At 62.8% G+C, this 24,669-nt stretch carries 30 protein-coding genes and 1 pseudogene; 15 read left to right on the top strand and 16 right to left on the bottom strand.

All coding sequences use genetic code 11. The features are described from left to right. Nucleotides 1-69 precede the first annotated feature (69 nt). Nucleotides 70-441 carry a hypothetical protein gene (locus LOY37_RS16415; protein WP_258715280.1) on the top strand — a complete coding sequence of 124 codons (372 nt, stop codon included), beginning with the start codon at nucleotides 70-72 and terminating at the stop codon, nucleotides 439-441. Here LOY37_RS16415 and LOY37_RS27600 read toward each other — a convergent pair. Further along, a pseudogene (locus LOY37_RS27600) lies at nucleotides 438-834 on the bottom strand (hypothetical protein). The gene LOY37_RS16415 and the pseudogene LOY37_RS27600 overlap by 4 nt on opposite strands. A 131-nt stretch (nucleotides 835-965) precedes the next feature. Here LOY37_RS27600 and LOY37_RS16405 point away from each other — a divergent pair. From LOY37_RS16405 to LOY37_RS16385, 5 genes are all read left to right on the top strand, one after another. Further along, nucleotides 966-1,433: an NUDIX domain-containing protein gene (locus tag LOY37_RS16405; RefSeq protein ID WP_258715278.1), complete on the top strand. Its 468-nt coding sequence runs from the start codon at nucleotides 966-968 to the stop codon at nucleotides 1,431-1,433. 16 nt (nucleotides 1,434-1,449) lie between these two features. Further along, the gene (locus LOY37_RS16400; RefSeq protein WP_045194144.1) at nucleotides 1,450-1,929 is read left to right on the top strand and encodes an isochorismatase family protein; all 480 of its coding nucleotides are present in this window, start codon (nucleotides 1,450-1,452) and stop codon (nucleotides 1,927-1,929) included. Between the two features lie 141 nt (nucleotides 1,930-2,070). Then, a complete protein-coding gene (locus tag LOY37_RS16395) occupies nucleotides 2,071-2,565 on the top strand; it encodes an Hcp family type VI secretion system effector (RefSeq protein ID WP_258715277.1) in 495 nt (164 codons plus the stop codon). After that, on the top strand, nucleotides 2,538-3,266 hold the full coding sequence (locus tag LOY37_RS16390) for a DUF4225 domain-containing protein (protein ID WP_258715276.1): 729 nt from the start codon (nucleotides 2,538-2,540) through the stop codon (nucleotides 3,264-3,266). The genes LOY37_RS16395 and LOY37_RS16390 overlap by 28 nt, the downstream gene beginning before the upstream one ends. Beyond that, nucleotides 3,263-3,553, top strand: a complete 291-nt coding sequence (locus LOY37_RS16385) for a hypothetical protein (RefSeq protein ID WP_143013272.1) — start codon at nucleotides 3,263-3,265, stop codon at nucleotides 3,551-3,553. The genes LOY37_RS16390 and LOY37_RS16385 overlap by 4 nt, the downstream gene beginning before the upstream one ends. 150 nt (nucleotides 3,554-3,703) lie before the next feature. Here the strand turns inward: LOY37_RS16385 and LOY37_RS16380 are convergent, their stop codons facing one another. From LOY37_RS16380 to LOY37_RS16355, 6 genes are all read right to left on the bottom strand, one after another. Beyond that, nucleotides 3,704-3,862 (bottom strand): DUF2986 domain-containing protein, encoded by a 159-nt coding sequence (locus LOY37_RS16380; RefSeq protein ID WP_093381451.1) that lies wholly within the window; start codon nucleotides 3,860-3,862, stop codon nucleotides 3,704-3,706. Nucleotides 3,863-3,866: 4 nt separating this feature from the next. Beyond that, a complete protein-coding gene (locus LOY37_RS16375) occupies nucleotides 3,867-4,757 on the bottom strand; it encodes a sensor domain-containing diguanylate cyclase (protein ID WP_045194143.1) in 891 nt (296 codons plus the stop codon). Nucleotides 4,758-4,846: 89 nt separating this feature from the next. Next, complete coding sequence (locus LOY37_RS16370) at nucleotides 4,847-5,179, bottom strand: low molecular weight protein tyrosine phosphatase family protein (RefSeq protein WP_045194142.1); 333 nt, start codon at nucleotides 5,177-5,179, stop codon at nucleotides 4,847-4,849. Further along, complete coding sequence (locus LOY37_RS16365; protein WP_176794245.1) at nucleotides 5,176-5,370, bottom strand: hypothetical protein; 195 nt, start codon at nucleotides 5,368-5,370, stop codon at nucleotides 5,176-5,178. Before LOY37_RS16365 ends, LOY37_RS16370 begins: the two co-directional genes overlap by 4 nt. 227 nt (nucleotides 5,371-5,597) lie before the next feature. Continuing rightward, the gene (locus LOY37_RS16360) at nucleotides 5,598-6,467 is read right to left on the bottom strand and encodes a GyrI-like domain-containing protein (RefSeq protein WP_258715275.1); all 870 of its coding nucleotides are present in this window, start codon (nucleotides 6,465-6,467) and stop codon (nucleotides 5,598-5,600) included. Between the two features lie 146 nt (nucleotides 6,468-6,613). Next, nucleotides 6,614-6,955, bottom strand: a complete 342-nt coding sequence (locus tag LOY37_RS16355) for a DUF3077 domain-containing protein (RefSeq protein ID WP_258593935.1) — start codon at nucleotides 6,953-6,955, stop codon at nucleotides 6,614-6,616. A 465-nt stretch (nucleotides 6,956-7,420) separates the two neighbouring features. Here LOY37_RS16355 and LOY37_RS16350 point away from each other — a divergent pair, with 465 nt between their 5' ends. Next, entirely contained in the window at nucleotides 7,421-9,640 is a 2,220-nt protein-coding gene (locus LOY37_RS16350; RefSeq protein ID WP_258715274.1) for a TonB-dependent receptor, read from the top strand. A gap of 140 nt (nucleotides 9,641-9,780) precedes the next feature. After that, a complete protein-coding gene (locus LOY37_RS16345) occupies nucleotides 9,781-10,134 on the top strand; it encodes a DUF1428 domain-containing protein (RefSeq protein ID WP_258715273.1) in 354 nt (117 codons plus the stop codon). A gap of 63 nt (nucleotides 10,135-10,197) precedes the next feature. Here LOY37_RS16345 and LOY37_RS16340 read toward each other — a convergent pair whose 3' ends face one another. Both LOY37_RS16340 and LOY37_RS16335 read right to left on the bottom strand, forming a co-directional pair. Next, nucleotides 10,198-11,823, bottom strand: coding sequence for a methyl-accepting chemotaxis protein (locus LOY37_RS16340; protein WP_258715272.1), 1,626 nt, complete (start codon nucleotides 11,821-11,823; stop codon nucleotides 10,198-10,200). 139 nt (nucleotides 11,824-11,962) lie between these two features. Next, complete coding sequence (locus LOY37_RS16335) at nucleotides 11,963-12,874, bottom strand: AraC family transcriptional regulator (protein WP_258715271.1); 912 nt, start codon at nucleotides 12,872-12,874, stop codon at nucleotides 11,963-11,965. Nucleotides 12,875-12,980: 106 nt separating this feature from the next. Between LOY37_RS16335 and LOY37_RS16330 the strand changes: the two genes are divergently transcribed. From LOY37_RS16330 to LOY37_RS16305, 6 genes are all read left to right on the top strand, one after another. Continuing rightward, a complete protein-coding gene (locus LOY37_RS16330) occupies nucleotides 12,981-13,538 on the top strand; it encodes a carboxymuconolactone decarboxylase family protein (protein WP_258715270.1) in 558 nt (185 codons plus the stop codon). 50 nt (nucleotides 13,539-13,588) lie between these two features. After that, nucleotides 13,589-14,650, top strand: a complete 1,062-nt coding sequence (locus LOY37_RS16325; protein ID WP_093381470.1) for an acyl-CoA dehydrogenase family protein — start codon at nucleotides 13,589-13,591, stop codon at nucleotides 14,648-14,650. Next, on the top strand, nucleotides 14,647-15,495 hold the full coding sequence (locus LOY37_RS16320; RefSeq protein WP_258715269.1) for an ABC transporter ATP-binding protein: 849 nt from the start codon (nucleotides 14,647-14,649) through the stop codon (nucleotides 15,493-15,495). Before LOY37_RS16325 ends, LOY37_RS16320 begins: the two co-directional genes overlap by 4 nt. After that, nucleotides 15,461-16,660 carry an ABC transporter substrate-binding protein gene (locus tag LOY37_RS16315; RefSeq protein ID WP_258715268.1) on the top strand — a complete coding sequence of 400 codons (1,200 nt, stop codon included), beginning with the start codon at nucleotides 15,461-15,463 and terminating at the stop codon, nucleotides 16,658-16,660. The genes LOY37_RS16320 and LOY37_RS16315 overlap by 35 nt, the downstream gene beginning before the upstream one ends. Then, nucleotides 16,660-17,415 carry an ABC transporter permease gene (locus LOY37_RS16310; protein WP_045194130.1) on the top strand — a complete coding sequence of 252 codons (756 nt, stop codon included), beginning with the start codon at nucleotides 16,660-16,662 and terminating at the stop codon, nucleotides 17,413-17,415. The genes LOY37_RS16315 and LOY37_RS16310 overlap by 1 nt, the downstream gene beginning before the upstream one ends. A gap of 220 nt (nucleotides 17,416-17,635) precedes the next feature. After that, nucleotides 17,636-18,631, top strand: a complete 996-nt coding sequence (locus LOY37_RS16305) for an RICIN domain-containing protein (protein ID WP_258715267.1) — start codon at nucleotides 17,636-17,638, stop codon at nucleotides 18,629-18,631. 105 nt (nucleotides 18,632-18,736) lie between these two features. Here the strand turns inward: LOY37_RS16305 and LOY37_RS16300 are convergent, their stop codons facing one another. After that, nucleotides 18,737-19,867 (bottom strand): MFS transporter, encoded by a 1,131-nt coding sequence (locus tag LOY37_RS16300; protein ID WP_258715266.1) that lies wholly within the window; start codon nucleotides 19,865-19,867, stop codon nucleotides 18,737-18,739. A 100-nt stretch (nucleotides 19,868-19,967) separates the two neighbouring features. Between LOY37_RS16300 and LOY37_RS16295 the strand changes: the two genes are divergently transcribed. Continuing rightward, the gene (locus LOY37_RS16295; RefSeq protein WP_093381485.1) at nucleotides 19,968-20,738 is read left to right on the top strand and encodes a helix-turn-helix domain-containing protein; all 771 of its coding nucleotides are present in this window, start codon (nucleotides 19,968-19,970) and stop codon (nucleotides 20,736-20,738) included. 19 nt (nucleotides 20,739-20,757) lie between these two features. On the opposite strand, the gene LOY37_RS16290 is transcribed toward LOY37_RS16295, so the two are convergent. The 6 genes from LOY37_RS16290 to LOY37_RS16265 all read right to left on the bottom strand — a co-directional run bounded on the left by LOY37_RS16290 (nucleotide 20,758) and on the right by LOY37_RS16265 (nucleotide 24,580). Beyond that, complete coding sequence (locus LOY37_RS16290; RefSeq protein WP_093381488.1) at nucleotides 20,758-21,153, bottom strand: hypothetical protein; 396 nt, start codon at nucleotides 21,151-21,153, stop codon at nucleotides 20,758-20,760. A 12-nt stretch (nucleotides 21,154-21,165) separates the two neighbouring features. Beyond that, the gene (locus tag LOY37_RS16285; RefSeq protein WP_045194125.1) at nucleotides 21,166-21,996 is read right to left on the bottom strand and encodes an AraC family transcriptional regulator; all 831 of its coding nucleotides are present in this window, start codon (nucleotides 21,994-21,996) and stop codon (nucleotides 21,166-21,168) included. Further along, nucleotides 21,993-22,316, bottom strand: coding sequence for an AzlD domain-containing protein (locus tag LOY37_RS16280; protein WP_093381490.1), 324 nt, complete (start codon nucleotides 22,314-22,316; stop codon nucleotides 21,993-21,995). Before LOY37_RS16280 ends, LOY37_RS16285 begins: the two co-directional genes overlap by 4 nt. Next, entirely contained in the window at nucleotides 22,313-23,011 is a 699-nt protein-coding gene (locus LOY37_RS16275) for an AzlC family ABC transporter permease (RefSeq protein WP_309475527.1), read from the bottom strand. The genes LOY37_RS16280 and LOY37_RS16275 overlap by 4 nt, the downstream gene beginning before the upstream one ends. A 104-nt stretch (nucleotides 23,012-23,115) precedes the next feature. Continuing rightward, on the bottom strand, nucleotides 23,116-23,844 hold the full coding sequence (locus tag LOY37_RS16270; protein ID WP_258715264.1) for a sel1 repeat family protein: 729 nt from the start codon (nucleotides 23,842-23,844) through the stop codon (nucleotides 23,116-23,118). Between the two features lie 118 nt (nucleotides 23,845-23,962). Beyond that, entirely contained in the window at nucleotides 23,963-24,580 is a 618-nt protein-coding gene (locus LOY37_RS16265) for a LysE family translocator (RefSeq protein ID WP_258715263.1), read from the bottom strand. Nucleotides 24,581-24,669: the final 89 nt, after the last annotated feature.

Genomic DNA, 24,669 nt, shown 5'->3' with positions numbered 1-24,669 from the left:
TTTGCGGCGCAGTGGGTTAGGATCAGCGCACGCTGCACTGCAGTCTCTGAACGCAAGGACGACACCTCAATGCACAGCCACTTCGCTCACATCAGCGAGCGTTTGCACAATCGCCGCTTCGCCGTCGCCAACAATGCCCAAGGGCTCTCCGGCGCGGGTACGCTGTTCCACTATCAGGTTGAAGGTACTGCCATTTCGAGCACCTACCAGGGCGGCCGGATTCGTGTGGGGCATCAAGTCGGACGTGCCACGGGCGCCGATACCATCGAGTTGCTGTTTCACTGCCTGACCACCGAGGGCGAGCTGCTGTCCGGCTGGTCGCGTGGCACGATAGGCGTTGACGATGCCGGGCGGACCACGCTGAGTTTCGTCTGGGGCTGGTTGTCGGGGGCGAGCGGGGGCGGGGAGTCGAGCTACGTCGAGGTCGCCGAGCAACCCTAGCGACGATAGTAGCGGCGGTCGTCCTCGTAACGGTAACGCATGGCCCGGTCATGGTGGCGTTCCCAATAACGATGGCGCTCGGCCTCGCGTCGGGCTTGCTCCCTGCGCCATTGTTCTCTGCGCCAGTTTTCCCGGCGCCAATCGTCCCTGCGGTCGTGCCAGCGGTGGTCATCGCGGTAGCGGTCGTCATGGGCCAGCAATGGCCCAGGCTGTTGCTCGGTCATGCTCGGTCATGCTCGCCAGGCTCGGCCAGGGGCTTGGTGCAGGTTGCACAGCGCGGGCTTCGGGGGCCAGCAGCGGGGTGGACGTCTTCATCTGTGTGGCTGATGCCGAGCCTGCTGCTGCGAGTGCGAACAGGGCAGCGAGCAGCATCCGTGGGGCATGGAGTTTCATGAGCGAAGACAACCTCTAAATGACGATTGAACGTATCCCAATAGACCGGTAAACAGAGAAAAGTTCTATGGCTGCGCGGCTAAAGCGCTGGCGTATGATGCGCAGCCCTCTTTGCCGACAAGGATATCGCCATGCTCCCCAACAAGGCCTGCGCCGTGGTTGTTGCCGCCACACCGAACCCCAGAATCCTCTTGTTTCGTCATCCGCTGGCGGGTGTGCAGCTAGTAAAGGGCACGATTGAACAAGGCGAAACGGCGGGCCAGGCAGCGCTGCGGGAACTGGCCGAAGAGTCTGGCATCAATGCCGCGACCCTTGCCGATGATCTTGGCTGTTGGGACGCTGGGCATCTGGGGCAGGTCTGGTCGTTCCACCTGTGCCAGGCGAGCGGACCTTTGCCGGAGCAATGGACGCATCAGACGCTTGACGACCACGGCCACAGGTTCGAATTCTTCTGGGCTGCGCTCGAGCATTTGCCCCTTGCCGATTGCCATCCGGTCTTTCGGCGCGCGCTGCAGTTTTTATCGGCAAGCCTGAAAGCGCGCGGTCATTGGGCAGGCGAACAGCCGTTGCAGGACGATATACTCCGCGCCATTGATTGATGCTCAAGAGAACGTTATGCGCCAGGTTTTGCTTATCGTAGATGTCCAGTCCACCTTCAGCCCGCCCGAGTGGCTGGTCGATGGCGTGCGGGCGTTGTCAGAACGGATCCTGACGATTGCCTCGGTCGAGTTGCACGATGAGCAGGTGACGCCGTTTGAACAGCAACTCGGCTGGCATCCTGCGGCCGAAGACGAAAGCCTGGTCGAGGCCGATAAAGTGTTTATCAAGCACGGTTACGGGCAGACCGCTGAAACCATCGAGTACATCAAGCAGCTCGGTGTCGAGCGCGTGCTGGTGTGCGGCATCCAGACCGAAACCTGCGTGCTCGCCGCCGGCTTTGCGCTGTTCGATGCCGGGCTCTCGCCGACGTTGGTGACCGACCTTACGGTGGGCTCATCGCTGGACCGCTCGGGGCAGTTGGGCATCAGTTTGTGGAAGCATCACTTTCGTCAGGTTACGACCCGGGCAGAGGTGATTGCTGAGCTTGATGCTTGAGACCTCGCGGCAGATGCTTGAGGGATATTTTGATAGAGAGCGCTTTTAGCGCATCAGATAGGTGACGTTCGGAAACGTCCGACAGACGCGCGGGTCATGTTTTCCATAGTCTAGGTACTCTACTTACAAGGAGTACGCACAGTGGCGCATCATGGTTACATGTCAATTGTTGGCAAGCATCAAGGGTTGATCTCTGCAGGTTGTTCATCCTTGGACTCCATTGGCAATAGATGCCAGTCCGCTCACCTTGACAAGATCTTGGTGCTTTCTTTCTCTCACAACCTATCCAATGTAGATAACACCCAGTACGCGACGCACCGCCCCATCGTCCTCATCAAGCACGTCGACAAGGCAACACCATTGCTGGCGCAAGCCTTGGCTCGTCGCGAGAGAGTGAACTGCGAATTCGACTTCTACCGCACCAGCAGGAGTGGCAACCAGGAGCGATATTTCAGCATTCAACTTTGGGGTGGTGTGATTGTTGATCAAAGAATGGAAATGCCCCATTCCGTTCTGTTTAACGATCAAGATTCCCAGGAACAGTTGGCAATCAGTTACACCGACATCAACTGGACTCATCATATTGCCGCTACCACTGGTGGTGCCTCGTGGACGAACTCTCCGTGGATAGAGTGAGCAAACCCCATAAGGTGACCCCGCACGAATTCTGGGTGGTTAACGATGCTGCCGTCAGATTGAGCCAATATGCTTGCACCATCAGCGCTCAGCACATTGAAGACGGAGGATTGCGAAGTCGCTTCAATCGAGAAGTAACTGCCTTTGGGAAGTCGGTCGTTGAGGATGTTGAGCAGGCAAGAAAGCCCGTTGAGCACGGGCTTGAGGAAATCAACAACGAATATCGGTTTCTCAGGCAACAGGTCACTGAATATGCAAAACTGGTTGCTGGTTTGAGCGCTGGCGCCTTGCAGTTCGGTACAGGGGCGATGCTGTGTTACAGCTCGGCTGGAGTATTGTGCGGCCTGGCAGGTGCCCCCATGATGCTGCATGGATTGAACAACGCGTATGAGAGTGGTCGGAACATCATTCAAGGTCGCACAGATACGCAAGGTCCCCTCAGAAAAGCGTATCAAATGACGGCGCAGTCAGTGGGCGGGCGGGTGGTGCACGGGAACATGGCCTATGGCTTGAGTGATATCGGTTTATCAGTTTACGGGTTGTGGCGAATGGTACTTAAGCCTGATGCTTGGCGCCTGTTCCGCTATATCGACGCTGATAAAACTCGGGCTCATCGGGTCATGGGCTCTGGCCCGCTCGTCTTTGAGGTTGGCATCGACATGATGACCGGTGAGCAAGTGTACGTAGAGTCGCAGAAGTGATTCCCGGGCTGTTCGTACTCTTGTCCATATCAGCAGTAGTTGTAGCCTTTGTTTTGAGACACAAATCGTCGGGCGATGCCTTCAGCGGTTGGCGCTTCCTTGGCTGCCTGGCCTTCAACCTGTTTTTTGTGACCTACCATCTGCGCTTTCAAGACAATGGCTACTTGTTGCTGTTGGGAGAATACTCAGCGCTGGAAGGGCAATATCCCGTTGTCGGTTGGGTGTCGTTGCTCGCGATGCTGTTGCATTGTTTTGCTAGTCCGGTGAAATGGCGACTTGCTCGCTAAATGAAGCATCCTGAAATGTGCAGTCCCGACGTTCCTGAATCACGCACTGCCCATTTCTTCATACCAGGCAACAACGCGCGTTATCCGCGCTGCCCAAACGGCCCGGTGACCCCACTTCAATTATCGAATGGCAGTCCAGCGGGTGACGATTCACTCGGCAGTCGAAACGACAGCTTCGCTGGCCTCAGCTTCCAGTTTCAACCGGTCAGCCTTGCTGATGTATTTAGGCTTGCTCTTGGGCGCCAGTTTGGCGCTGGCCTTTTTTGCGTGGGCCTTTAACAGCTGCTTGATTTTCTTTTGACGGTTCACGTTGTCACTCGACTGGTAATTGCTTGAGAGCTACCCGCTGCGCGGCGCGGTGCTTCTTGATCCGGTACATATCGCCATCGGCATGGCTGAGCAGGGTATCGGCATTCTCCGCGTCCTGAGGGTAAAAGGCTACGCCGACGCTGCACGATGGCATCGAGACAGCGCCGAACTCGGCACCCAGCGGCTCGGCCATGGCCGCGAGAATCTGCCCCACCTTGGCGTAGACGGCTTCTTGCGACGCGATACCCGGCAACAGCACGGTGAATTCATCGCCACCAATCCGCGCCACCGTGCCAGCCTCGCGCACACAGTCTTCCAGGCGCCGGGCAATCATGCAGAGGATGCGGTCACCCATGGCATGCCCATGAACATCATTGATCCCCTTGAAATCATTGACGTCGAGAAACAGCAACGCCAGTGCGCTTTGCTGGCACTGCGCCGTGCGCACGGCCGACTCCAGCCGATCATTGAACAGCGCGCGGTTGCTCAGTGCCGTCAACGGATCATGATGGGCCAAAAAGCGTAACTCCGCTTCGGCCTCGTGCAGCGCTGTCACGTCCCGCGCCACGCCGATGCGCGCACCCACCTCCTCGGACCAGAACGCCGCCCAGAGGATGTGCACGATGCCGCCATCCTTGCGGATGTAGCGGTTACGAAAATCGACGTGGGATTGGCCGTTCATGACCCGGACAATGGAGGCCTTTGTAACCGCAAGGTCGTGCGGATGAATGTAGTCGGTGATCGGCGTGCCGGTCAGCTCGCCAGCGCGGTAACCCAGCAGCGCCTCGCAGGCATCACTGACAAAGACAATCTGGTGATCCCTGTCGACCACGAAGACCGTGTCCAGCATCAGGTGGATCAGTTTCGGGTACAGCGCTTGGAGGTCAACGGGCATAGGCTGGCACGTCCGGTGGGTGTCGGTGAATCGTAGCGCGATCGCCGCATTGCTAGTGCAGTTACGCTGCGCTTGCCAGCGTTTGTACATCAACCCTGGGCGGCTAGAAAAGCCCCGACGCTGTCTTCGAGCAAGGCCACCAGCTCCGGGTCCATGTACTGAAAATCGTCGGGAATATCCAGGGTATGGAGCCGCTTGTGCTCAAGCAGCCGCGCGTACTGCGCCTGCAGGCGATTGTGGTGCTTGCGTTCCATGACAAAAATCACATCGGCCCAGCGAATGTCTGCCGGGCCGATGGGTTTGCGCGCATTTGGGCTGGTGCCCGCCGACCGGGCATCGAAGCCTGGGCGGCGGCGCCAGAGCGCTTCTGCGGTAGGGCTGCGCCACTGGTTGCGGCTGCAGACGAACAGGAGGTTAGTCACTCTTGATCCAACAGTTGGCGGGTTGAGCGAACGGGATAGCTCAGGCCGAGCTGGCGTGCCCGTAGCAACTTGTCGCCACGGGTGTAGAGCAGCTTCCAGTTCTTTTCAGGCTTGAACAGCAGCGGGTCTGGCGCTTTGCTCTTGCCGTTTTTGCGGGCCTGGGAGCGTCTCCAGGCGCGGGTTCTGTGCATGATCATTTCCTCGTGAGTACCGGGTTCAGCAGCCGCGGTAATACGAGTTGGGCTTATAGTAAGCGCGAATCAGCGTTGCGGCTAGGTAGTCGCTGGTTTTCATGTAGGAGCGGGCTTGCCCCGCGATCAGGCCAGCGCAGCCAGCACATAAGGCGGCGCCTGAGTTACGACCGCTTCGCGCTCGATCGCGGGGCAAGGCCCGCTCCCACAGGCCCCAATACACCTCTCTAGCGTAACGGTACGTAGATATCCGTCTGCCACTGCGCCTGCGGCGTCTCTGGATACACGCTCAGGTAATGAAAAAACAGCGGCTGATCGCGCAGCTCCTCACCACTGTCCGGCAACCAGTCGCGATAGATCGGATAGATGGATTCACCAATATGGTCGGGCGAACCCGCATGCCGCACCACGGCATAGCGCCCACCAGCAATCAGCCGCTCGTGCACGCCGGCTTCATTCGCCGCGACCGCCTCGTCGATCTCGCCACAAATGGCGAAACGAAAATCCTCCGCCGGCGTGGTATCGGGGTTGCCAAAGGGGATACCAAAAGTACGGCTCGACGCCACCGGCGACTGCCCGCTGGCCTTGCGCCAGGCGATGAACCGGTTCACGCTCTGGCTGACCTGCGCGGGCGGCCCGCAGTGCTCCAGCGCCGCGACCCGGGTTTGCGCAAACTCGACAATACGTACCTGCATGATGACGCTCCTGGAAAAGTGAGGGATAGCGAACACCGCATTCCAGGCCTGCCAGTTCGGCTGCCGGCGAAAGCCGCTCGGCGACATCCCCAGCGCCCGCCGAAACGCCCGGCTGAATGCCTCGGGGCTTTCAAAACCTGCCGCGAGGGCGGCCTCCAGCACCGAGAGCTCGGCATTGGCCGCCAACCGGTGCGCCGCCTGGCGCAAGCGCATCAACTGCACATAACGCGAAACCGGCACGCCGACGTACGCCGTGAACTGGCGGTGAAAGTGAAACACCGAAAAGTTCGCCACCTGGCTCAGGTTTTTTACCGACAGATCACCGTCGAGGTTGGCGTCGATGTAGGCCAGTACAGCGCTGAAGCGCAAGGTGTAGGCGGCGTTGGGCGGCAGGTCGGGCACGGCTTCAGGCTCTTGGAAGTACGGTCGGCATAGAGTCGACTATACCCGCGTGGCTGCGCCTAGCCGGGTTTGCTCAAGATGAATTTTCAGTGGATGAGCATGCGCTCGGTGGGCCGCGTCGGCGGCCCGGGGTTAGCCTACAGTCTTCACTTCAGCGTCGCTTGATCCATCTGCGCAACACGCCGCTGCAAGGCTGCAGCCATGGCGTGTGCCTCGACTTCATCCAGGCACGCCTCGACCAGCGCAATGCTCATTTCCAGCGAGTGCTGAGTAGCCCAGAGCAGGCCGCGTACGTCAGGGTCGACCTTTTCACAGGCCTGGGCGTTGGTCTGGTAGGCGCTTTTGAGCAGAACGGTGGCATGCACCAGGGCGTCTTCGGCTGAAGCGCCTGTGCGCACGGCGAACAGAGGGGCGTGGCTGCCGTTGCAGGAGCCGAAGGTGGTGGCGGTTTTGGTGACGAGGGGTGGGTCGGGGACGGGCTTTGTCATTGTTGTGCTCCTAGAGTGGTGGAGCCAGCATCAATCGCTACCAAACGATTGGTGACGGCTGTACGCAGGTTGGTAGACCGGGACTCTAGGAACCCAGCGCGCACGAATGCGCCCCACGCACAGCCGCCATAGCACGAACAGCAGGCACAAAAAAACGCCGGCTGATCGGGAGCGGCGTCTGCACGCCTTAGAGTACTCGGGCTACCAAACCCGGTCGCTGGATTTACAGCGACTCGGGGAGGGTAGCGGGGTTGCAGACGGGATTCAAGGGAAGATTGGAATGCGCTCGTAGTTGCGGGTCCGGCCATTGCTGATGCTCACGCAAACTGTGCTGCCCAACTGCTCACCAGGCAACATCTAATCAGTCGGTAATAGATAAAGATCTTATAAATCAACAAGCTACATATCTGGCACAACCATTGCGAAGCCCCCCGTCTCTTTCCCCCTTGTGGAACATTGACGTTCATGACCGCTCCCTTCGCCCGCGTGCCCCTGTTGCTGGCCATCGCCGCAGCCTTGCCCACGCTCCCCGGCTTCGCCGCCGAGCCAGCCCCCGAAGCCCTGCCCACCGTTACCGTCACCGCGCAAAAGCGCGAAGAGTCGGTGCAGGACGTGCCCTCGGCCATCTCTGTGGTCAGCGCCAGACAGATCGCCGACAGCGGCGGCGGTTTCAGTGCCGGCAAGGCGTTGCAGAACGTGCCCAACGCCATCGCCCCGGAGTTTGCCGGGCACCAGCGGCCGCGCTGGTACATTCGTGGCATGGGCTCGGGGGACATGGCGTCGACCACGGTTTACCCGGTGGGCATCTACACCGATGACGTGTACATCGACCCTCACGTAGCCACCGGTTTTCCGCTCTACGACATGGAGCGCGTCGAGGTGCTGCGCGGGCCGCAGGGCACACTGTGGGGCAAGAACACCACCGGCGGGGCGATCAACTTCGTTTCGCGCAAGCCGGATTTCGAGAAAGCCAACGGTTACTTCAAGCTCGACCTGGGCAACTACAATGCGCGCCTGTACGAAGGTGCCTATGGCGATACGCTGATCGACAACAAGCTGGCCGTACGGGTGGCGTTTGTCGACCAGAGCGCCGATGGCCAACTGGAGAACCAGGTCGATGGCCACACCGTCGGCGATATCCACGACCAGGCCCTGCGCCTGCAGTTGCTGGCGCAGATCAACGACGACCTGCAGGCCACCCTGCAATTGCATGGCCGCGACTACACCGGGCAGGGCATTGCCACCCGCGCCTGGGGGGCGGGGCCGGGCGGCAGCACGCTGTTTGGCCCGGCACCCAAGCCGGATACCGATGAGGCCGCATTTACCGGCAAGGCCGAAGACCGCATCGAGCACAACGGTGTGCAGTTGGCGTTGAAGTGGGACCTGGGCGACCTGCAACTGGATTCGATCACCGCCTTCGACGATATTCACGAAAAAGCTGAAAGCCCGAACATGAGCATCTACGAGTTCGGCCGCGGTTTTAACGATGACCGCTGGAAGCAGGTGTCCCAGGAGTTGCGTTTGTCTTCGGCGAAGAACCAGCCGCTCAGCTGGATCGTCGGCACCCATCTGTTCCACGAACAGCTCGACAGCCGCAACGACAACGGCCTGTTGCCCAAGCCCTACAACCAGGCCTTTGGCGTGGCCGATTATGGCCGTACCGATATCGACCAGCGCACCGACAGTTTCGCGATTTTCGGCAGCAGCACCTGGCAGGCCACCGACAACCTGAGCCTCACCGCCGGCCTGCGCTGGACCCGCGAAACCAAGGACATCGACCTGCACCGCGTCGCCGCGCCGGATGCCGACGGGGTCAGCTACAGCAGCGAACGCGACTGGTGGAAGCACTACAGCGGCGACCTGGTGACCCGCGTTGAACAGGACGAAAAGCGCACCTGGAACAAGCTCACTTACGATTTCACCCCCGAGTACCAGCTCAACGACAACGCGCGGGTGTATTTCCGTTATGCCAAGGGCTTTCGCTCCGGTGGTTTCAGCGGCGGTGCACAGGTGCAGGCCGAGGCCTCGGTGGTGGCGCCGGAGAACGTCGATGCCTATGAACTGGGGGTCAAGAGCGAGTGGTTCGATGAGCGCCTGATCGCCAACGCCAACGTCTTTTACTACGACTACTCGGACATCCAGGTCAACGCCGTGTCGGTGCGCGACGGGCAGGTGGTATCGCTGCTGACCAACAGCGGCCAGGGGGTGATTCGCGGCGCCGAGTTCGAGCTGCAGGCCTTGCCATTCAGCAACCTGGAGCTGCATGGCTCGCTCGGCTTGCTGCATACCGAACTGCAGGACTTCGAGTCGGGCGGGGTGGATTACTCCGGTAACCGCATTGCCCGCTCGCCGTCGCGAACCCTGGCGGTGGGCGGCAGTTACCGGATACCGCTGGAAAATGGCGATGAAGTGCGCCTGGGCACGGACTGGCGCTACCAGAGCCGGATCTACTTCCTGCCCACGGCGCAGCAGGATCACAGCGTGTCCCAGGGCGGCTATACCTTGGGCAATGCCAGTGCCACCTATCACCTGGGCGGGCGCTATGACCTGGACCTGACCGCTTACGTGAACAACCTGACCGATAAACAGTACAAGACTGACAGCGTGCCACTGCCATTTGATATTGCCTGGGATGCGCGCGGGGATCGGCGTACCTTCGGGGTGAGTGCGACGACACGGTTTTGAGCCGGGGCTGCCGGCCTCATCGCTGGCAAGCCAGCCACACAGGGTGCGATGACCATCGGTCGGGCTTGCGTGCAAGCCTGTCGATCCACCCCCCGGCCAATCGACCATCCTGCACATACCCCACGTGCAGGAGTACCCCCATGTCCTATGTAGACGGTTTCGTCCTCGCAGTCCCCACCGCCAACCGCGACACTTTTAAAAAGCACGCCGAAGCAGCAGCCGTAGTGTTCAAGGAGTGCGGTGCCTTGAAGGTCATCGAATGCTGGGGCGACGATGTGCCGGATGGCAAGATCACCTCGTTCCCCATGGCCGTGAAGCTCAAGGACGACGAGACGGTGGTGTTTTCCTGGATCCTCTGGCCGTCGCGCGAGGTGCGCGACGCCGGGATGCAGAAGATGATGCAAGACCCGCGCATGCAGCCTGACAAGAATCCGATGCCGTTTGATGGCATGCGAATGATTTTTGGTGGGTTCAGGATTCTGGTGGAAGTCTAGATGTATCGCGGGGCAAGCCCGCTCCCACTGTAGGAGCGGGCTTGCCCCGCGATAGGCTCCCCGCTAAACCCTGAACCGCGCCACCAATGCCGTAAGCTGCCCGGCCAACCCCGCCAGCGCCTGGCTGGCTTCGCGGGTTTCCTGCGCCCCGGCCGCCGAGCGGGTCGACAGGTCGCGAATGTTCAGCAGGTTGCGATCCACTTCCCGCGCCACCTGCGCCTGTTCCTCGGCAGCGCTGGCAATCACCAGGTTGCGCTCGTTGATCTCGCCAATGGCGCTGTAGATCCCCTCCAGCACCTGTCCCGAGGCCTGGGTGATGTCCAGGGTTGATTGCGCCCGCTGGGTGCTGGCATGCATCGAGGCCACCGCCGCTTCGGTGCCGTGCTGCACGCGGCCGATCATCTGCTCGATTTCCTGGGTCGATTGCTGGGTGCGGTAGGCGAGGGTGCGTACCTCATCAGCGACCACGGCAAAGCCACGCCCGGCTTCACCGGCACGGGCTGCCTCGATGGCGGCATTGAGCGCCAGCAGGTTGGTTTGCTCGGACACCGAGCGGATCACCTCCAGTACCTGGCCGATATCGCGAATCTGCCCGGCCAGTTGCTCCAGGTGCTCGCTGCTGGTTTGCACTTCACGGGCCATGGCCTGGGTGCCGTCGAGGTTGTCGCTGACCTGGCGGCGGCTTTGTTCGGCCAGGTCATTCGAGGCGCTGGCGGCCTGGGAGGTGGACACGGCATTGCGCGCTACTTCTTCCACCGCGGTGGTCATTTCGGTGACGGCGGTGGCGGCCTGTTCCAGTTCCTGGTCCTGCTGGCGCAGGCTCTGCGAGCTCTGTTCGGTGATGCCATTGAGCGCACCGGCAGCTTCGGCCAGTTGCGTGGCGCAACTGCTGATCTGCCCCAGGGTGTCGCGCTGGCTGTGCTGCATGCGCTGCAGTTCGCTGAACAACTGGCCGATCTCGTTGCTGCTGTGCACCGCCACCGGCAGGCTCAAGTCGCCGCCGGCAATACGCTGAAAGTGCTGGCCGGCCTGTTGCAGCGGGCGCAGTACGCGCTGGGCGATAAAGCTCCAGCACAACGCCGCGAGCAGCAAGGTCAGCAGCCCCAGCGCCACGCTCAGCACCTGGGCGCTGCTCAGGCGTCGATCGGATTCGAGCATGATCTGCTGGCTGCGCTCGCTCAACGCCGCCACCAGTTGCTGGCGCAGCGCCTGCAAGCGGCCCATGGCGTTGCCAGCGTCGGTGTTGACCCTGAAGTAATGCTGCAGGTCGTTGTTGCCGGTCGCTTCACGCTGGCCGGCCACGGCCTTGGCGTAGTCGCCGAAGGTGGTTTGCAGCTCGACGGCGAGGCCTTTAAAGGTGGGCTCCTGGGCATTGCTGACCAGCTCGCTGATCAGTTGCGCGCTGTTGCCCAGCAGTTCTTGCGAGAGCTTCAAGCGTTTGTTGGCGCTGTCGCTGTGGCCGCCGCTCTGTTCGATAAAGCCCGAAGAGACATTGGCGCTGGCGCGGATCGCCATCAGCAAGGCGTTGTTCAGGCGATCCGACTGGTGCGCGGTCTGGTCCAGTTCGCTGATCTGCTGGTCGCTGCCCACCGCCGCGCGCCAGGCGCTGACGGTGGAAAACAGCAAGGTCAGGCTGAACAGCGACAGCACCCAGAACATACCGGTGCGGATTTTCAGGTCGGCGAACATGCGGGCAGTACTCCTTGAGTTGTTATCAGCACCACGCTTTGCCGCGGCAACGGCGGTGGGTGGTCTGCTATCGGAGTCGCCGGCGGCGGACTTGAGGGCGCTTAGCCTGCTTGTGTTCGATTACCGCACGCTGTTTGCCTCAGCGCCCCTCATGTTGGCGCCGATAGGCCCCCGGCTGCACGCCGACGGCCTTGCTGAAGGCGCGGGTAAACGCGGCAATCGACTGATACCCCACCGCTGCGCACACCTGCTCGACGGTGTTGTTGGCCTTGAGCAACTGGCAGGCATGGCGCATGCGCAGGGCCAGCAATACCTGCCCCGGCGATTGCCCGGCCAGTTCGCTGAAACGCTTGAAAAATGCCGAGCGCGACAGCCCGGTGCAGGCCGCCATGCTTTCCAGCGACCAGGGCTGCTCGGGGTGTTCGATCAACTGCTCGAGCAGGCTGGCAAAGTTGCCGTGGCGGGCCAGGGCGACCAGGCCGCGGATGCCCTGGTCGTCACTGACCCGCTGGCGCAGCACGTACAAGAACAGCAAATGACTCAAGCGTTCGAGCAAGGCCGAGGAGGGCGCAGGCAGGCGTTGGCACTCGGCCAGGATCAGCTCGAACAGCGCCCGCGCCGCGCTTAGCGCCGGGTTGCCGGCGCGCAGGATGATCCAGTCGTCCAGGCCTTCGATGATCAGCGACGACAAGCCCGGCTGAAAATGAAAGAAGCCGCACACCAGGCCCACGCCGTCGGTGGCTGTGCTGTCCAGCGGCTGCATGACCTGGCGCGGTTGCTGCCGGGCCAGCTCGCACTCTTCGGCGTTGGACAGCCGATAGTTGAAGTCGCGCAGCAGGAACACCGCATCGCCCGCTTGCAGGCGAATGGCCTCGGCCTGGCCATCGATATGCAGCCAGCAGTGGCCCTGGACGATCAGGTGGAAACTGGCCCGCGCCAGGCCGTGGGTGCTGGCGTGCCAGCCACCGCAGTAACGCCCGACATGGAACAGGCTGGCGTCTAGCTCAAGGCTTTCTAATAACCAATCGACTACTGGGCTGGATGAAATCATCTAATGAAAAGACTCAGGAGCAAGTAATAGCGACTGCAGAATATGGCAGGTAATTCTTATAACCAACAGACTTGTGGCACACCCTCAGTCAGCAGGAGTCCACTCCATGTCGCGCGTCACTGTCCATACTCTGCAAAGCGCCCCAGAGGCTGCCCGCCCTTACCTGGAAAACGCCCAGAAGGCTTCGGGCTTCATCCCCAACCTGCTCGGCGTGCTGGCCAGCGCCCCGGCGGCGCTGGAAACCTACGTTACCGTCTCGGCACTCAACGGCAAGGCCGAGCTGAGCCTCGCCGAGCGTGAGGTGGTGCAACTGGTGGCCGCCACCAATCATGGCTGCGACTTCTGCGTGGCCGGCCACACCGCCGTGGCACTGAACAAGGCCAAGCTGGCGCAGGAGGTGGTCGACGCCCTGCGCGCCAAGGGCGAGCTGCCAGAAGAGAAGCTCGAAGCCCTGGCGGCGTTCACCCGCGAAGTGATCGCCACCCGCGGCAATGTCAGCGAAGCCGGCTACCGTGCGTTTCGCGAAGCCGGCTACAGCGAAGGCAATGCCCTGGAGGTGATCCTCGGTGTCAGTCTGGCAACCCTGTGCAACTTTGCTAATGTGTTCGCCCAGACGCCGCTCAATGACGAGCTGAGCAAGTACCGCTGGCAGCCTTCGGCATAACGACCCTCGGCGCCAGCGCAAGCTGGCGCATTGTTAAAGGAGTAAACCCTATGCTCGATCCCGCATTGGTCGCGTGGCTGGATGCCCAGGCCGAAGCCCTCGACCAGGGCCACGGCGACCCGCAGGCGGTACTGGGGCAACTGGCGGCGGCGCAGGTGCTGCGCGTCGGTATTGACCAGAACCTGGGCGGCAGTGGCGGCACGGTCGCCGACGCGGTCGAGACGCTGGCCACGGTTGCCAGCCATTCCCTGGCGGCAGCCTTCGTGTTCTGGGGCCAGCGCGCCTTTATCGAATACCTGCTGCACAGCCCCAACGCCGGGCTGCGTGAACGCCTGCTGCCTGAGCTGCTTAGCGGCCAACTGGCTGGCGCCACCGGCCTGTCCAACGCCATGAAGTACCTCTCGGGTATCGAAGCGCTGCAGGTCAAGGGCCTGCGCGACGACCAGGGCTGGACCCTGGCCGGGCGCCTGCACTGGGTCACCAACCTGCGCAAGGGCGGTTTCGTGGTGGCGGCGGCGATTGAAGAAGAGGGCGCCTCGCCGTTCGTGCTGGCGATCCCCGATCACGCTGCAGGGCTGAGCCGCTCTGACGACCTTGAGTTAATGGGCCTGCAATCGAGCAACACCGCAGCCTTGAGTTTCGAACAGGTGTCGATCAGCCGTGACTGGCTGCTGCACGACAACGCCAAGCAGTTTCTGCCTGCCGTGCGCCCGTCGTTCCTGGGCCTGCAATGCGGCATGGCCATCGGCCTGGCGCGGCGCTCGTTGAGCGAAGTGGAAGGGCACCTTCAGGGCATGCGCTCGTTCCTTGGCGAGGCGCTGCAGGTGCTGCGCGAGCGCCTGGAAAACACCGTGGCCGAACTGAAAAAGGGCTTGCTCGACGGCCGTTTCCTGAGCCAGCCGGCGGCCTTGTTCAAGCTGCGCATCACCCTCGCCGAAACGGCTGCCGATGCCGTGCAGCTGGAGTTGCAAGCCAGTGGCGGCAAGGCTTACCTGACCGCCTACGGCGCAGGTTTTGCCCGGCGCTGGCGCGAGTCGGCGTTCGTGCCGATCGTTACCCCAAGCCTGGTGCAACTGCGCGCCGAGCTGCAGCGCCAGGCGTCGTCAGCATGACCGAAGTGTTGCTCGACGCCCGTGGCATCAGCCTCGGCTACCCGCGTGAACAAGGCTGGCAAAGCGTGCTGGAAAATTTCGACCTGCAACTGGCGCCGGGCGAGGTGATCACCATCCTCGGCCCCAGTGGCGTTGGCAAATCCAGCCTGTTGCGGGTGCTGGCCGGTTTGCAGCAGGCCAGCGCCGGCAGCGTCAGCCTGCTCGGCGAGCCGTTGCAGGGCCCGCACCCGCGCCTGGCGGTGGCCTTCCAGGACCCCAGCCTGCTGCCCTGGCTGAGCCTGGAAAGCAACGTCGCCTTCGGCCTGGACTTCGCCCGCCAGCCCAAGCTCGCTGCCAGTGAGCGACGGGCGCGCATCGATCACGCCATCGAGGCGGTCGGCCTGCAGCATGCACGCGAGCAGTACCCGGCGCAGCTTTCCGGCGGCATGGCCCAGCGCACCGCGCTGGCCCGCTGCCTGGCGCGCCAGCCGCAAGTGCTGTTGCTCGATGAGCCCTTCGGCGCGCTGGATGAAGTCACCCGCGCCGACATGCAGCAACTGCTGCTGCAACTGATAGCCCGGCACAACACCGCGGCCATCCTCATTACCCACGATATCGACGAAGCCCTGCTGTTGTCCGATCGCGTGCTGCTACTGGGCAACCACCCGGCGCGCACCCTCGGCCAATGGCTCATCGACCTGCCGCAGCCCCGCGAGCAGCGGGTCGAGGAACTGGGCGCGCTGCGCATCGACATACTCAAAACCCTTCGGCGGGCCAGCCGCACACCTGAACCTACTTCTGAACCTATGCCGCTGCCGTCGGAGACTGCCCATGTGCCTGGACGACTTCACCCACACTCGTCGTGACTTCATCAAACTCAGCGCCTTGCTCACCGCCGGCGGCGCCATGCCGCTGCTGAGCAGTCTGCAGGCCCGCGCCGCCAGCGACCCGGACGCGCCTGTACGCATCGGCTACTTGCCGATCACCGACGCCACGCCGTTGCTGGTGGCGCACAACAATGGCCTGTTCGAAGCCGAAGGTATCAAGGCCGAGCGGCCGGTGCTGCTGCGCAGTTGGGCGCAGGTGATCGAGGCGTTTATCTCCGGGCAGGTCAACGTCATTCACCTGCTGTCGCCGATGACCGTCTGGGCTCGTTATGCCAGCAAGGTACCGGCCAAGGTGGTGGCCTGGAACCACGTCGGCGGCTCGGGTTTGACCGTGGCCCCGGGCATCACCGAGGTCAAGCAACTGGGCGGGCAGACCGTGGCCATTCCGTTCTGGTATTCGATCCACAACGTGGTGGTGCAGCAGCTGTTTCGTGATCACGGCCTGACCCCGGTGTCCAAGGCCGCCACAGCCCAGCTGGCCGCCAACGAAGTCAACCTGGTGGTGCTGCCGCCGTCGGACATGCCGCCGGCCCTGGCCAGCAAGCGCATTGCCGGCTACATCGTCGCCGAGCCGTTCAACGCTCTGGCCGAAGACCTCAAGGTTGGCCGCGTGCAACGCTTTACCGGCGACATCTGGCGCAACCATGCCTGTTGCGTGGTGTTCATGCACGAGCATGACCTGAACAACCGCCCCGAGTGGTCGCAGAAGGTGGTCAACGCCATCGTCAAGGCCCAGCTGTGGACCCGCGAGCACCGCGCCGAAGCCGCCGCGCTGCTGTCCAAGAGTGGGCCGAACAAATACACCCCGCACACCCCGCAGGTGCTCAGCCAGGTGCTGGCGCCGGCGGCCGCAGCCCGCGACGCCTACATCGCCAGTGGCGCGATCCAGCATGCGCAGTGGGACGAAAAGCGCATCGATTTTCAGCCTTATCCGTTCCCCAGCTACACCGAAGAACTGGTGCGTCGCCTGCAGAACACCTTGATCGAGGGCGACAAGGGTTTCCTTGCCGGCCTCGACCCGCAACAGACCGCCCGCGACCTGGTCGACGACCGCTTCGTGCGCAACAGCATCGCCGCCGTTGGCGGGCTCAAGGCCTTCGGTTTGCCCGAGAGCTTCGAGCGTAGCGAGGAGTTTTCGATCTGATGGGCAAGCATGCAATCCATGGCGCCCTGGGCGTCGCCGGCCTGCTCGGCTTGTTGTTGCTGTGGTGGTTGGGCGTGCATGCGTTCGGCCAGGCCGATGGCCTGTCGGCGCGTTTTTCGCCGCAGGCGACCCTCAGCAGCCTGATCGAGCTGCTGGGCCAGGGCGAGGTGTACGAGCACATCTGGGTCAGCCTCAAGCGCATCCTTGTCGGCTTGCTGCTGGCCTTGCTGATCGGCGTGCCGCTGGGCTTGCTGGTGGGCAGCTATCGTCACCTGGAGGCGGCGACTACCCCGGCGTTCCAGTTCTTGCGGATGATCTCACCGCTGTCGTGGATGCCGGTGGTGGTGATGCTGATGGGGGTGGGCGACCAGCCGATCTACTTTCTTCTGGCCTTCGCCGCGCTGTGGCCGATCCTGCTCAACACCGCCGCAGGGGTGCGCCAGCTCGACCCGCGCTGGCTGCAGTTGAGCCGCAGCCTCAGCGCCACGCGCTGGGAGACCCTGTGCAAGGTGATCATCCCCGGCGTGCTCGGCCATGTACTGACCGGCGTGCGCCTGGCCATCGGTATTCTGTGGATCGTGCTGGTGCCGTGCGAGATGCTCGGAGTCAGTGCCGGGCTGGGCTACTTCATCCTCGATACCCGTGACCGGCTGGCGTATTCGGAGCTGATGGCGATGGTGCTGCTGATCGGCGTGTTGGGCTTTATGCTCGATGCCATTGCCCGTGGCCTGCATCGGCGTTGGGTGCATGCCTGATCGTGGGCAAGTTGCAGTGCTTTAGCGATTGATTTGCAAATTGCCTGTGGCCGTCTAGATTCTCATTCGGACCACGTTCAGTTTTTCAATGAAGCAATTGACCTTCGCCGACGTCAGGTGCGCAAGCCAGTGGATAACTCAAGGTCGCCTTACTGCCGCTGTTTGGAAATGCGTGCCGTAGATCGAACTTATCCTGCTGACAGCGTCGTCGGAGAATGTCATGAGCCTCAGATTATTCAATGCAATCGTATTCCAGATCCCGATAGTGGCAATCGCTTTAGCATTATTGGCAGGGTGTGCCGAGCACCCACCAACGCCTGTTGCCCAGCCCCCTGAAAAGTCGCTCGCAACCTTGGTACAGATCAAGCGAATAGACAATTACTGCCTAGCGGTGGGGACGCGCGGTTCAGAGGCGCCCAATTATTCCCGTGTTGTTGAGCTGGCCATGTGCAATGACCGGGACCCCGCACAGCAATGGCAATACAACGAAGACAAGGAACTGCTTTCCGAGATCACCGACCCGAATGGCGAGCGATTGATGCTGTACGGGATGGATATAGTCGGTGGCAGATCGTCCGTTTCGGCGCGTTCACGACCTTCGACAATGTGGCCCCAGTACCGCTGGGAGCATGACGCCCAGCGAAACAGACTGACGACGCAAAACCCTAGCCACGCAGGGCTTGCGTTGACCGTGTTTGCCGCGGGTGGCGCTTGGCTGGACCCTTGGGCCAGTGGCCGTGTGACGCAGAACTTTACGATTGCACCGATTCAACAGCCCGTCGCTCCGTGGGTGCAAATCAAACAGAGTAATGGCCACTGCCTGGCCGTAGGGGAGCTTGATGCTACGCAATCGCTCGCGACTCGCCGTGTCGGCCTGGTTACTTGCAACGCTACCGATCCAGCGCAGCAATGGCGCCACACTGCAGATAACGAAATCATTTCCGCGGTGGCCGACAGCAAGGGCGGGGCATTACTGCTGGAGGGGGAAAACATAGAGGTTGGCCGAGGCGCTGTTTGGGCCCGCCCGCGCGCTTCAAAGGCACAGGCCTACCAACATTGGACGTACAACAGTCGGCGAAAGGGCCTCTTTCCTCAGGGCCCGGGCACGGCTGATAAAGCCTTGACCGCTTTTCTCGACGACCTGGGAATGTCCTGGCTGGACCCCTGGAACGGCACGCCAATGCAACAGTTCACGCTTGATCCCGTCAGCCCCTGACAGGTCAGCACGCTACCCCCACCAACTTGCCGCCTTGGTGCGGCAAGTTGATGATCGGGTTCTTGGGATGCTTTTGGCTTCAGTTCAATGGGCACCACGATGCACTCATAAGCTCTGTCGCCCATAAACCCGCGCCGCAACACTGGCAAGCGCTGCACACAACATCAGGCTAACCCCCAATGCCTGCCACTCACTCGCCAGGCTCAAGCCCGCGCCAATCAACGCGTAATACAACAACCCGAACAACGCCCCCGCCGTCCCCCGGCAATCGCCATACTCGACCAGCGCCGAACCCAGCAGCAGCGCAATCGCCATGGCGAAGGCGCCGAGCATGAAGGCCATGGCCACCGCGATCAGCCAGTGCTCGCCCAGCAGCAGGATCGCCAGCGCCGCCAGCAGGTTCACCGCGCATGCCAGGTTGAGCAGGGTTGCCTGGCTGACACCCCGTGCCAGCAATCGCGCATTGAGGCGCGCGCCGAGCAGCGAGCCCAGCGCCAGCAGTACGCCGCTGTAGCCAAACAGGCTGTGCAACTGCAAACGCTGGAAAATGAACGGTGCCAGGCTGTACCAACTGAACACGCCGATGTTGAACAACGCCACCAGCAGCGTCGCCAGCAGCACCCGGCGATCACCGAGCATGCGCCGCAAGGTGCCGATCATACTGGCAGGGTGGGGCGCTTGCGGGCGGGTTTCCGGCATCCGTTGCCAACTCCACAGCCATAACGCCAGGGCCATCAGCAACTGCGCGGCGAGCACGCCACGGTAACCCAAGGCCTGGGTCAGCAGCGAGCCGCTGAGCACGCCAATCGCCGGGCTGATGGCCAGGAACATGCCGATCAGGGAAAACACCCGCGCCAGTTGCGCACCGCTATGCACATCGCGCAGCGCGGTTTGCGTGACCACCGAACCGACCGCTGCGGCGAAGGCGGCGACGATGCGCGCGCCAAGCAGGCCGGCGAAATGTGTGACCAACAGGGCCGCCAGCGAAGCCAGGCCGTACAGCAGCAAGCCTGCAAGCAACGCCGGGCGTCGGCCCCAGAGGTCGCACAGGCGGCCCCAGACCAGCACGCCGACGGCAAAGGCGGCGAAATACAGCGACAGGGTTTGCCCCGCCTGTGCAGGCGTTACCCCAAAGCCCTGGCCGATATCCACCAGGGCGGGGCTGTAGAGGGTTTCGCCGATCTGCGGGAACATCAGCAGGGCCGTGGCCAGGGGCAACCAGGTGCGTTGGGTCATGAGCAGGGTCCCGTGGGTAAAAGGGCGCTCATGGTAGGCGGCGGGAGATGGGTGTATTGTCGCGGTCTGGTCTAGAAATAGTGAAAATCGGACAACCTGCATGGCCTGGCTGGAACCTACCGCCCTCTTCAACCCCGAGCACGTCGATGCGCCCATCGTCGGCATCTGCTCGGCCCTGGGCGAGCACGATTCCGGCGTCCATCAGCACCGTATGGGACAGGTGCTGTTCACCCGCCAGGGCTGTGTGCGCATCGATGCCCAGGCGCCGGACCTGCTCTGCCTGCTGCCGCCGACCCGCGCGGCGTGGATTCCCGCCGGCGTAGCCCATCGGGCGCGAATGCGGGCGACCGTGGACTATCGCTCGGTGTACCTGGACACCCGCCACTGGCCGCGCTTGCCGGATGAAGTGGTGATCCTCGACGTCAACCCGCTGCTGCGCGAACTGCTCGAACGCATCGCCCTGGCGCCGTTCGAAACCGACTGGAGCCAAGGCGCCGCCGCGCACCTGGCCGGCCTGTGCATCGCCGAACTGCAGGCTGCCGGGCAGCAGCCGATGCGCTTGCCGCTGCCCAGGGACCGGCGCCTGGCGCGCCTGGTCGAGAACCTTGAGCAGTTACCGCCGCCGCTGCAAGAGCTGGCCCGCACAGTGGGCGCCAGCGAGAAAACCATCGGTCGCTTGATTCGTCGCGACACTGGCATGTCCTACCAGCAATGGCGCCAGCAGTGGCGGCTGGTGCGGGCGGTGGAGCAGTTGGCGATCCATCAGCCGCTGACCCAGGTGGCGCTGGAGCTGGGCTTTGCCAGCGACAGTGCGTTCATCGCCTTCTTCAAAAGCATGACCGGCAGCACGCCGCGGGCGTATTGCCGCTGAGCAGAAGAGCAGCCCAGGCTCAATCTTGCAGGTCGTCCTCGCTCATCCACTCCACGGCATCGGCCAGCGCCACTTCGGCCACCCACTCACTGAAACTGCGGGTCACCTGTTCATAGCTCAGCCGCGAGCGTAGCTCCAGCTTGTCGGCGAACGACAGGTGCGCGGTGATTACCTTGTCTTCGATCACCCCGTCGCGCACCACGAAGAAGGCAAAGTCTTCCCGGTCCTGGCGGCGGGCGAACAGGTAGACCTCGAAGTCCGCGCCGGTCTCCTTGGCAAAGGCCCGGGCGGCGAAGGCGTTTTTGCTCAGGTCCGGGCCTTGTTGCAGTGACGCCGGGGTATCGCAGAAATACCACGGCTCCCAGTCGGTCAGGCCTTTGTGGATGAACCAGCGGTAGGCAAGCGGGTAGGGCATGGGGTTGGTCCGTCAGTGAATGCAGGCGCGGCGGTACTCGCCCGGCGTTACGCCATAGGCTTGCTTGAACTGCCGGTTCAAATGGCTCTGGTCGGAAAAGCCCAGGGCGAAGGCGACGTTGAACGGCAGGCAGTCGTTTTTCAGCAGTTCGCGGGCGCGGCTCAGACGCCGTTGCTTGAGCCAGGCATGGGGCGGCAGGCCGGTGGCCTGGCGGAACACCCGGGCAAAGTGGAAGGGCGAGAGGTTGACTGCCGTGGCCAGTTCTTCCAGCGATGGCGGGTAGGCCAGGCGGCTGTCCATCAGTTCCTTGGCCCGGGCCACGGCGCAGGGTTCGTTGCCGGGCGTGCGCGCGGTGCCGGCACGGGCATGGCGTTGCACCAGCAACAGCACCGCTTCGCGCCAGGCGGTTTGTTGTTCCAGGGCACTGGCGCCGTGTTCGGCCGAGCAGTGCAGCCAGCTGAAGGCCTTGGCCAGTTGCGGGTCGTGCAGCACGCTGGCGTCAAAGCGCGGCAGGCCGTCGCGCTTGAGCTCCAGCTCGTCGAGCACGCCGGTGATGCGCTCGCTGTCGGGGTAGAAACCGCGATAGCGCCAGCCATCTTCGCTGGCCTTGGCGCCGGTGTGCAGCTCGTCGGGGTTGATCAGCACCATGCTGCCCACCGGCGCCAGGTGTTCACTGCCGCGGTGCCAGAACCGCTGGGCACCGGACTCGATGATGGTGATCACGTAGCCTTCGTGCACATGGGGAGCGAAGCGCTGCTGAAAATAACGCGCGTGCAGCATCTCGGTATCACCGAGCGCCGAGGCTTGCCAGAAGCGGGTCTGTTCCTTGTGTGCAGGGTTCATGGGCTGCCGTTCAACCACCAACGAAAGACAAAAAAGAAGGCCATGCTCAGCAGCATGCTGATCAAGGTGCTGCGGGTCAACAGCACCAGCACCACCGCCACTACCGAACCGACCAGGTAAGGGTTGCTCAGGCTCAGGTCGAGTTGGTGCCCGGGCAAGAACACAATCGGCCCGCAAATGGCGGTGAGCATGCCCGGCACGGCAAAGCCGAGGAACTGCCGGGCGTTGGAGCTCAGGCGCAGGGGCAGGCGCGGTTCCAGGAAGGCATAGCGGTTGAGGAACACCAGCAGGCCCATGCCGATAATCAGGGCGAAGATCATGTGCGTGCTCCACTGAATTTCTGGCAGACAAAGCCGGCGCTCATGCCCAGCAGGCCGGCGGCCACCAGGCCGATGTCCCAGTGCCAGGCACTGAACAGTACCGAGCAGAACAGCGACACCGCCACGCACACCACGGTGGGCAGGTTGCGTACCAGTGGCGCAATCAGGGCGACGAAGGTGGCGACGATCGAGAAGTCCAGGCCTAGCTGGTCGAGGTGCGGAATGTTCTGGCCGAGGATGATCCCGGCCAGGGTGAACAGGTTCCAGGCAATGTAGAACGTCAGGCCGACCCCCAGGGCGTACCAGCGATTGAACTGCTGTTGGTCGTACTGGCTGGTGAGGGCGAAGAACTCGTCAGTGAGCAAAAAGCCCAGGCCCAGCCGCCAGCGGGTCGGCAGGCCCGACAGCACCGGGCGCATCGACAGCCCGTAGAGTAGATGCTGGGAAGTCAGCAACAGGGTGGTCAGCAGGATCGAGAACAGGTTGGCGCCGCCCTTGAGCATGCCGATTGCCACCAGCTGCGCGGCACCGGCAAAGACGATCGCCGACAGGCCCTGGCCTTCCCAGGGGCTGAGGTTGGCTTCGATGGCCATGGAACCGGCCAGCAGCCCCCAGGGAGCGACGGCGAGGGACAACGGCAGGATGGCGATGGCGCCACGGATGAAGGCCTGGCGGGCGAACGGCGGACTGGACATGGACGGCAGCAACAACCAATGAACAAGGTTGTACAGCATGCCAGAGGCGGGCGCCGCTGACTTGAACGATCTTGCTGTCAGCGGCGCGGCAGAGGGCTTGGCGCTCAGTAGTGGTTGCTGGCCAGGCGGCGCTGCGCGGCGATGCAGCCATTGATGTCCACCGCTTTTTGCCAGTAGGCCTTGCTCTGCGCCGGGTCGGCGCTGGCCAGCAGGCGGTAGACCTCGGCCTGGTAGTCGCGCTGGCGGCCCCACTGCATGGCCAGGCCCTGCGGTTGCTCGCGATGGCACAACAGGCGCACGGCCGGTTGCGGGTAGTAGGGGGCGTACAGGCTGGCCAGGTTTGGCACGCTTTCGAGCGCGTTGCGGTATTCGCTACGGCTGTAGTTGGGGCACCAGTTCTCGATGCCCAGGGCCGCCGGGGCAAAGCCCTGGCCCATGCTGGCTTCGAGCAGCGGGCAGGCGGCAGCGGAAATCTGTGCTGCCGGCAGGTAGGTGATGTAGTAGAGCGCCAGGCGATACTGGGCGGCCGGGTGGTCAAGCTCCACGGCTTTTTTCAACAGGCTCACCGCAGGCGCCAGGGTGCGGCCCAGGGCCTGGCCTTGCTGGGCAAGATCCTGGTCGGTGGTGCTGGTCTTGAGGGTGAAGCTGGCGCTCTGGTTGTCGGCCTGTTCCAGCAAACTCACGGCCTGGCGGTACAGCAGGTCGGCATGCGGGTCGATCTGTACGCCGGCAGCCAGTACCGAAGTCGGCAGCACGACGGCGAGCAGGCCGTGCAAAAGGGGCGAGCGGATCAAGGAAGTGCCTCTGGAATTCGGGGCCGGGCGGGTATGCATGTTGGCTTGGAGAAGACTGCGCTGTTCAGGGTTCAATCCGACTGTCCATAGTGTGGCTGGCCTGGGTGATAGCGCGCCATTCTAACCGCTCCGGGCCCGCGCCCGAAAGCGTAGCCCGTCAGGGCAACAGTTGCCGGATGTTGTAGGCCAGCCCGACGGCGGCGATGGCCAGCAGTACCACGGCGCTGATGGCGCTGATCAGGCGCCGCTCGAGGCGCTCGGCGAGGCGGCCGATGACCAGGATGTACAGGCCCAGAATGCCCAGGTCGAGCACCAGCCAGACCAGCGCCAACAGCATCAGGCTGTGGCTGAACTGCTCGGTGACCTGAATGAACTGCGGGAAGAAGGCGACGAAAAACAGGATGTCCTTGGGGTTCGACAGGCCAATGGCAAACCCCTGCCATAGCCCGCCCTGGCGCACCGCATGCGGCGCTGCGGCGTGCGCGGGCCGGCGCAGTTCGGCCAGCGCGCCGAGGCCCAGAAAGCCGATGAACAGGCAGCCAAACACGCTCAAGGCGCTAAGCAGCAGCGGGTTGATCGCGGCGCTGCTGAAGATCAGCAGCGCCGCCAGGGCGATCAGTACCAGCGACGCGCCGTTGGTGCCCAGGGCGGTCAGCAGTGCCTGTTTGCGCCCGGCGCGAGCGGTGGTGTTGACCACCAGCGCCACCACCGGGCCGGGGCTGGCGATCAGCAGCACAACGGTCAGGGCGTAGGTAGCAAGCAGGGCACTGTTCACGGGCGGGTCTCGAGGGCGTTTGGCGGGAGCGCAATTTTCGGCAGGCCCGGTCCGGTTGTAAAACGCCTGTTACTGTGGCCTTCTATTAG

It is taken from the genome of Pseudomonas sp. B21-012 (assembly GCF_024749305.1).
Taxonomy (GTDB): domain Bacteria; phylum Pseudomonadota; class Gammaproteobacteria; order Pseudomonadales; family Pseudomonadaceae; genus Aquipseudomonas.
The sequence above is the reverse complement of the archived record's forward strand: the minus strand, read 5'-3'. Positions and strand labels throughout refer to the sequence as shown.

Excerpts from the sequence above, each read along its gene's own strand:
- LOY37_RS16280 (WP_093381490.1), bottom strand. The coding sequence starts at position 22,316 with ATGATCTTCGCCCTGATTATCGGCATGGGCCTGCTGGTGTTCCTCAAC.
- LOY37_RS16345 (WP_258715273.1), top strand. The coding sequence starts at position 9,781 with ATGTCCTATGTAGACGGTTTCGTCCTCGCAGTCCCCACCGCCAACCGC.
- LOY37_RS16315 (WP_258715268.1), top strand. The coding sequence starts at position 15,461 with ATGTGCCTGGACGACTTCACCCACACTCGTCGTGACTTCATCAAACTC.
- LOY37_RS16300 (WP_258715266.1), bottom strand. The coding sequence starts at position 19,867 with ATGACCCAACGCACCTGGTTGCCCCTGGCCACGGCCCTGCTGATGTTC.
- LOY37_RS16340 (WP_258715272.1), bottom strand. The coding sequence starts at position 11,823 with ATGTTCGCCGACCTGAAAATCCGCACCGGTATGTTCTGGGTGCTGTCG.
- LOY37_RS16320 (WP_258715269.1), top strand. The coding sequence starts at position 14,647 with ATGACCGAAGTGTTGCTCGACGCCCGTGGCATCAGCCTCGGCTACCCG.
- LOY37_RS16305 (WP_258715267.1), top strand. The coding sequence starts at position 17,636 with ATGAGCCTCAGATTATTCAATGCAATCGTATTCCAGATCCCGATAGTG.
- LOY37_RS16275 (WP_309475527.1), bottom strand. The coding sequence starts at position 23,011 with ATGTCCAGTCCGCCGTTCGCCCGCCAGGCCTTCATCCGTGGCGCCATC.
- LOY37_RS16310 (WP_045194130.1), top strand. The coding sequence starts at position 16,660 with ATGGGCAAGCATGCAATCCATGGCGCCCTGGGCGTCGCCGGCCTGCTC.
- LOY37_RS16415 (WP_258715280.1), top strand. The coding sequence starts at position 70 with ATGCACAGCCACTTCGCTCACATCAGCGAGCGTTTGCACAATCGCCGC.
- LOY37_RS16400 (WP_045194144.1), top strand. The coding sequence starts at position 1,450 with ATGCGCCAGGTTTTGCTTATCGTAGATGTCCAGTCCACCTTCAGCCCG.
- LOY37_RS16365 (WP_176794245.1), bottom strand. The coding sequence starts at position 5,370 with ATGCACAGAACCCGCGCCTGGAGACGCTCCCAGGCCCGCAAAAACGGC.
- LOY37_RS16335 (WP_258715271.1), bottom strand. The coding sequence starts at position 12,874 with ATGATTTCATCCAGCCCAGTAGTCGATTGGTTATTAGAAAGCCTTGAG.
- LOY37_RS16295 (WP_093381485.1), top strand. The coding sequence starts at position 19,968 with ATGGCCTGGCTGGAACCTACCGCCCTCTTCAACCCCGAGCACGTCGAT.
- LOY37_RS16355 (WP_258593935.1), bottom strand. The coding sequence starts at position 6,955 with ATGACAAAGCCCGTCCCCGACCCACCCCTCGTCACCAAAACCGCCACC.
- LOY37_RS16270 (WP_258715264.1), bottom strand. The coding sequence starts at position 23,844 with ATGCATACCCGCCCGGCCCCGAATTCCAGAGGCACTTCCTTGATCCGC.
- LOY37_RS16285 (WP_045194125.1), bottom strand. The coding sequence starts at position 21,996 with ATGAACCCTGCACACAAGGAACAGACCCGCTTCTGGCAAGCCTCGGCG.
- LOY37_RS16405 (WP_258715278.1), top strand. The coding sequence starts at position 966 with ATGCTCCCCAACAAGGCCTGCGCCGTGGTTGTTGCCGCCACACCGAAC.
- LOY37_RS16375 (WP_045194143.1), bottom strand. The coding sequence starts at position 4,757 with ATGCCCGTTGACCTCCAAGCGCTGTACCCGAAACTGATCCACCTGATG.
- LOY37_RS16330 (WP_258715270.1), top strand. The coding sequence starts at position 12,981 with ATGTCGCGCGTCACTGTCCATACTCTGCAAAGCGCCCCAGAGGCTGCC.
- LOY37_RS16350 (WP_258715274.1), top strand. The coding sequence starts at position 7,421 with ATGACCGCTCCCTTCGCCCGCGTGCCCCTGTTGCTGGCCATCGCCGCA.
- LOY37_RS16290 (WP_093381488.1), bottom strand. The coding sequence starts at position 21,153 with ATGCCCTACCCGCTTGCCTACCGCTGGTTCATCCACAAAGGCCTGACC.
- LOY37_RS16325 (WP_093381470.1), top strand. The coding sequence starts at position 13,589 with ATGCTCGATCCCGCATTGGTCGCGTGGCTGGATGCCCAGGCCGAAGCC.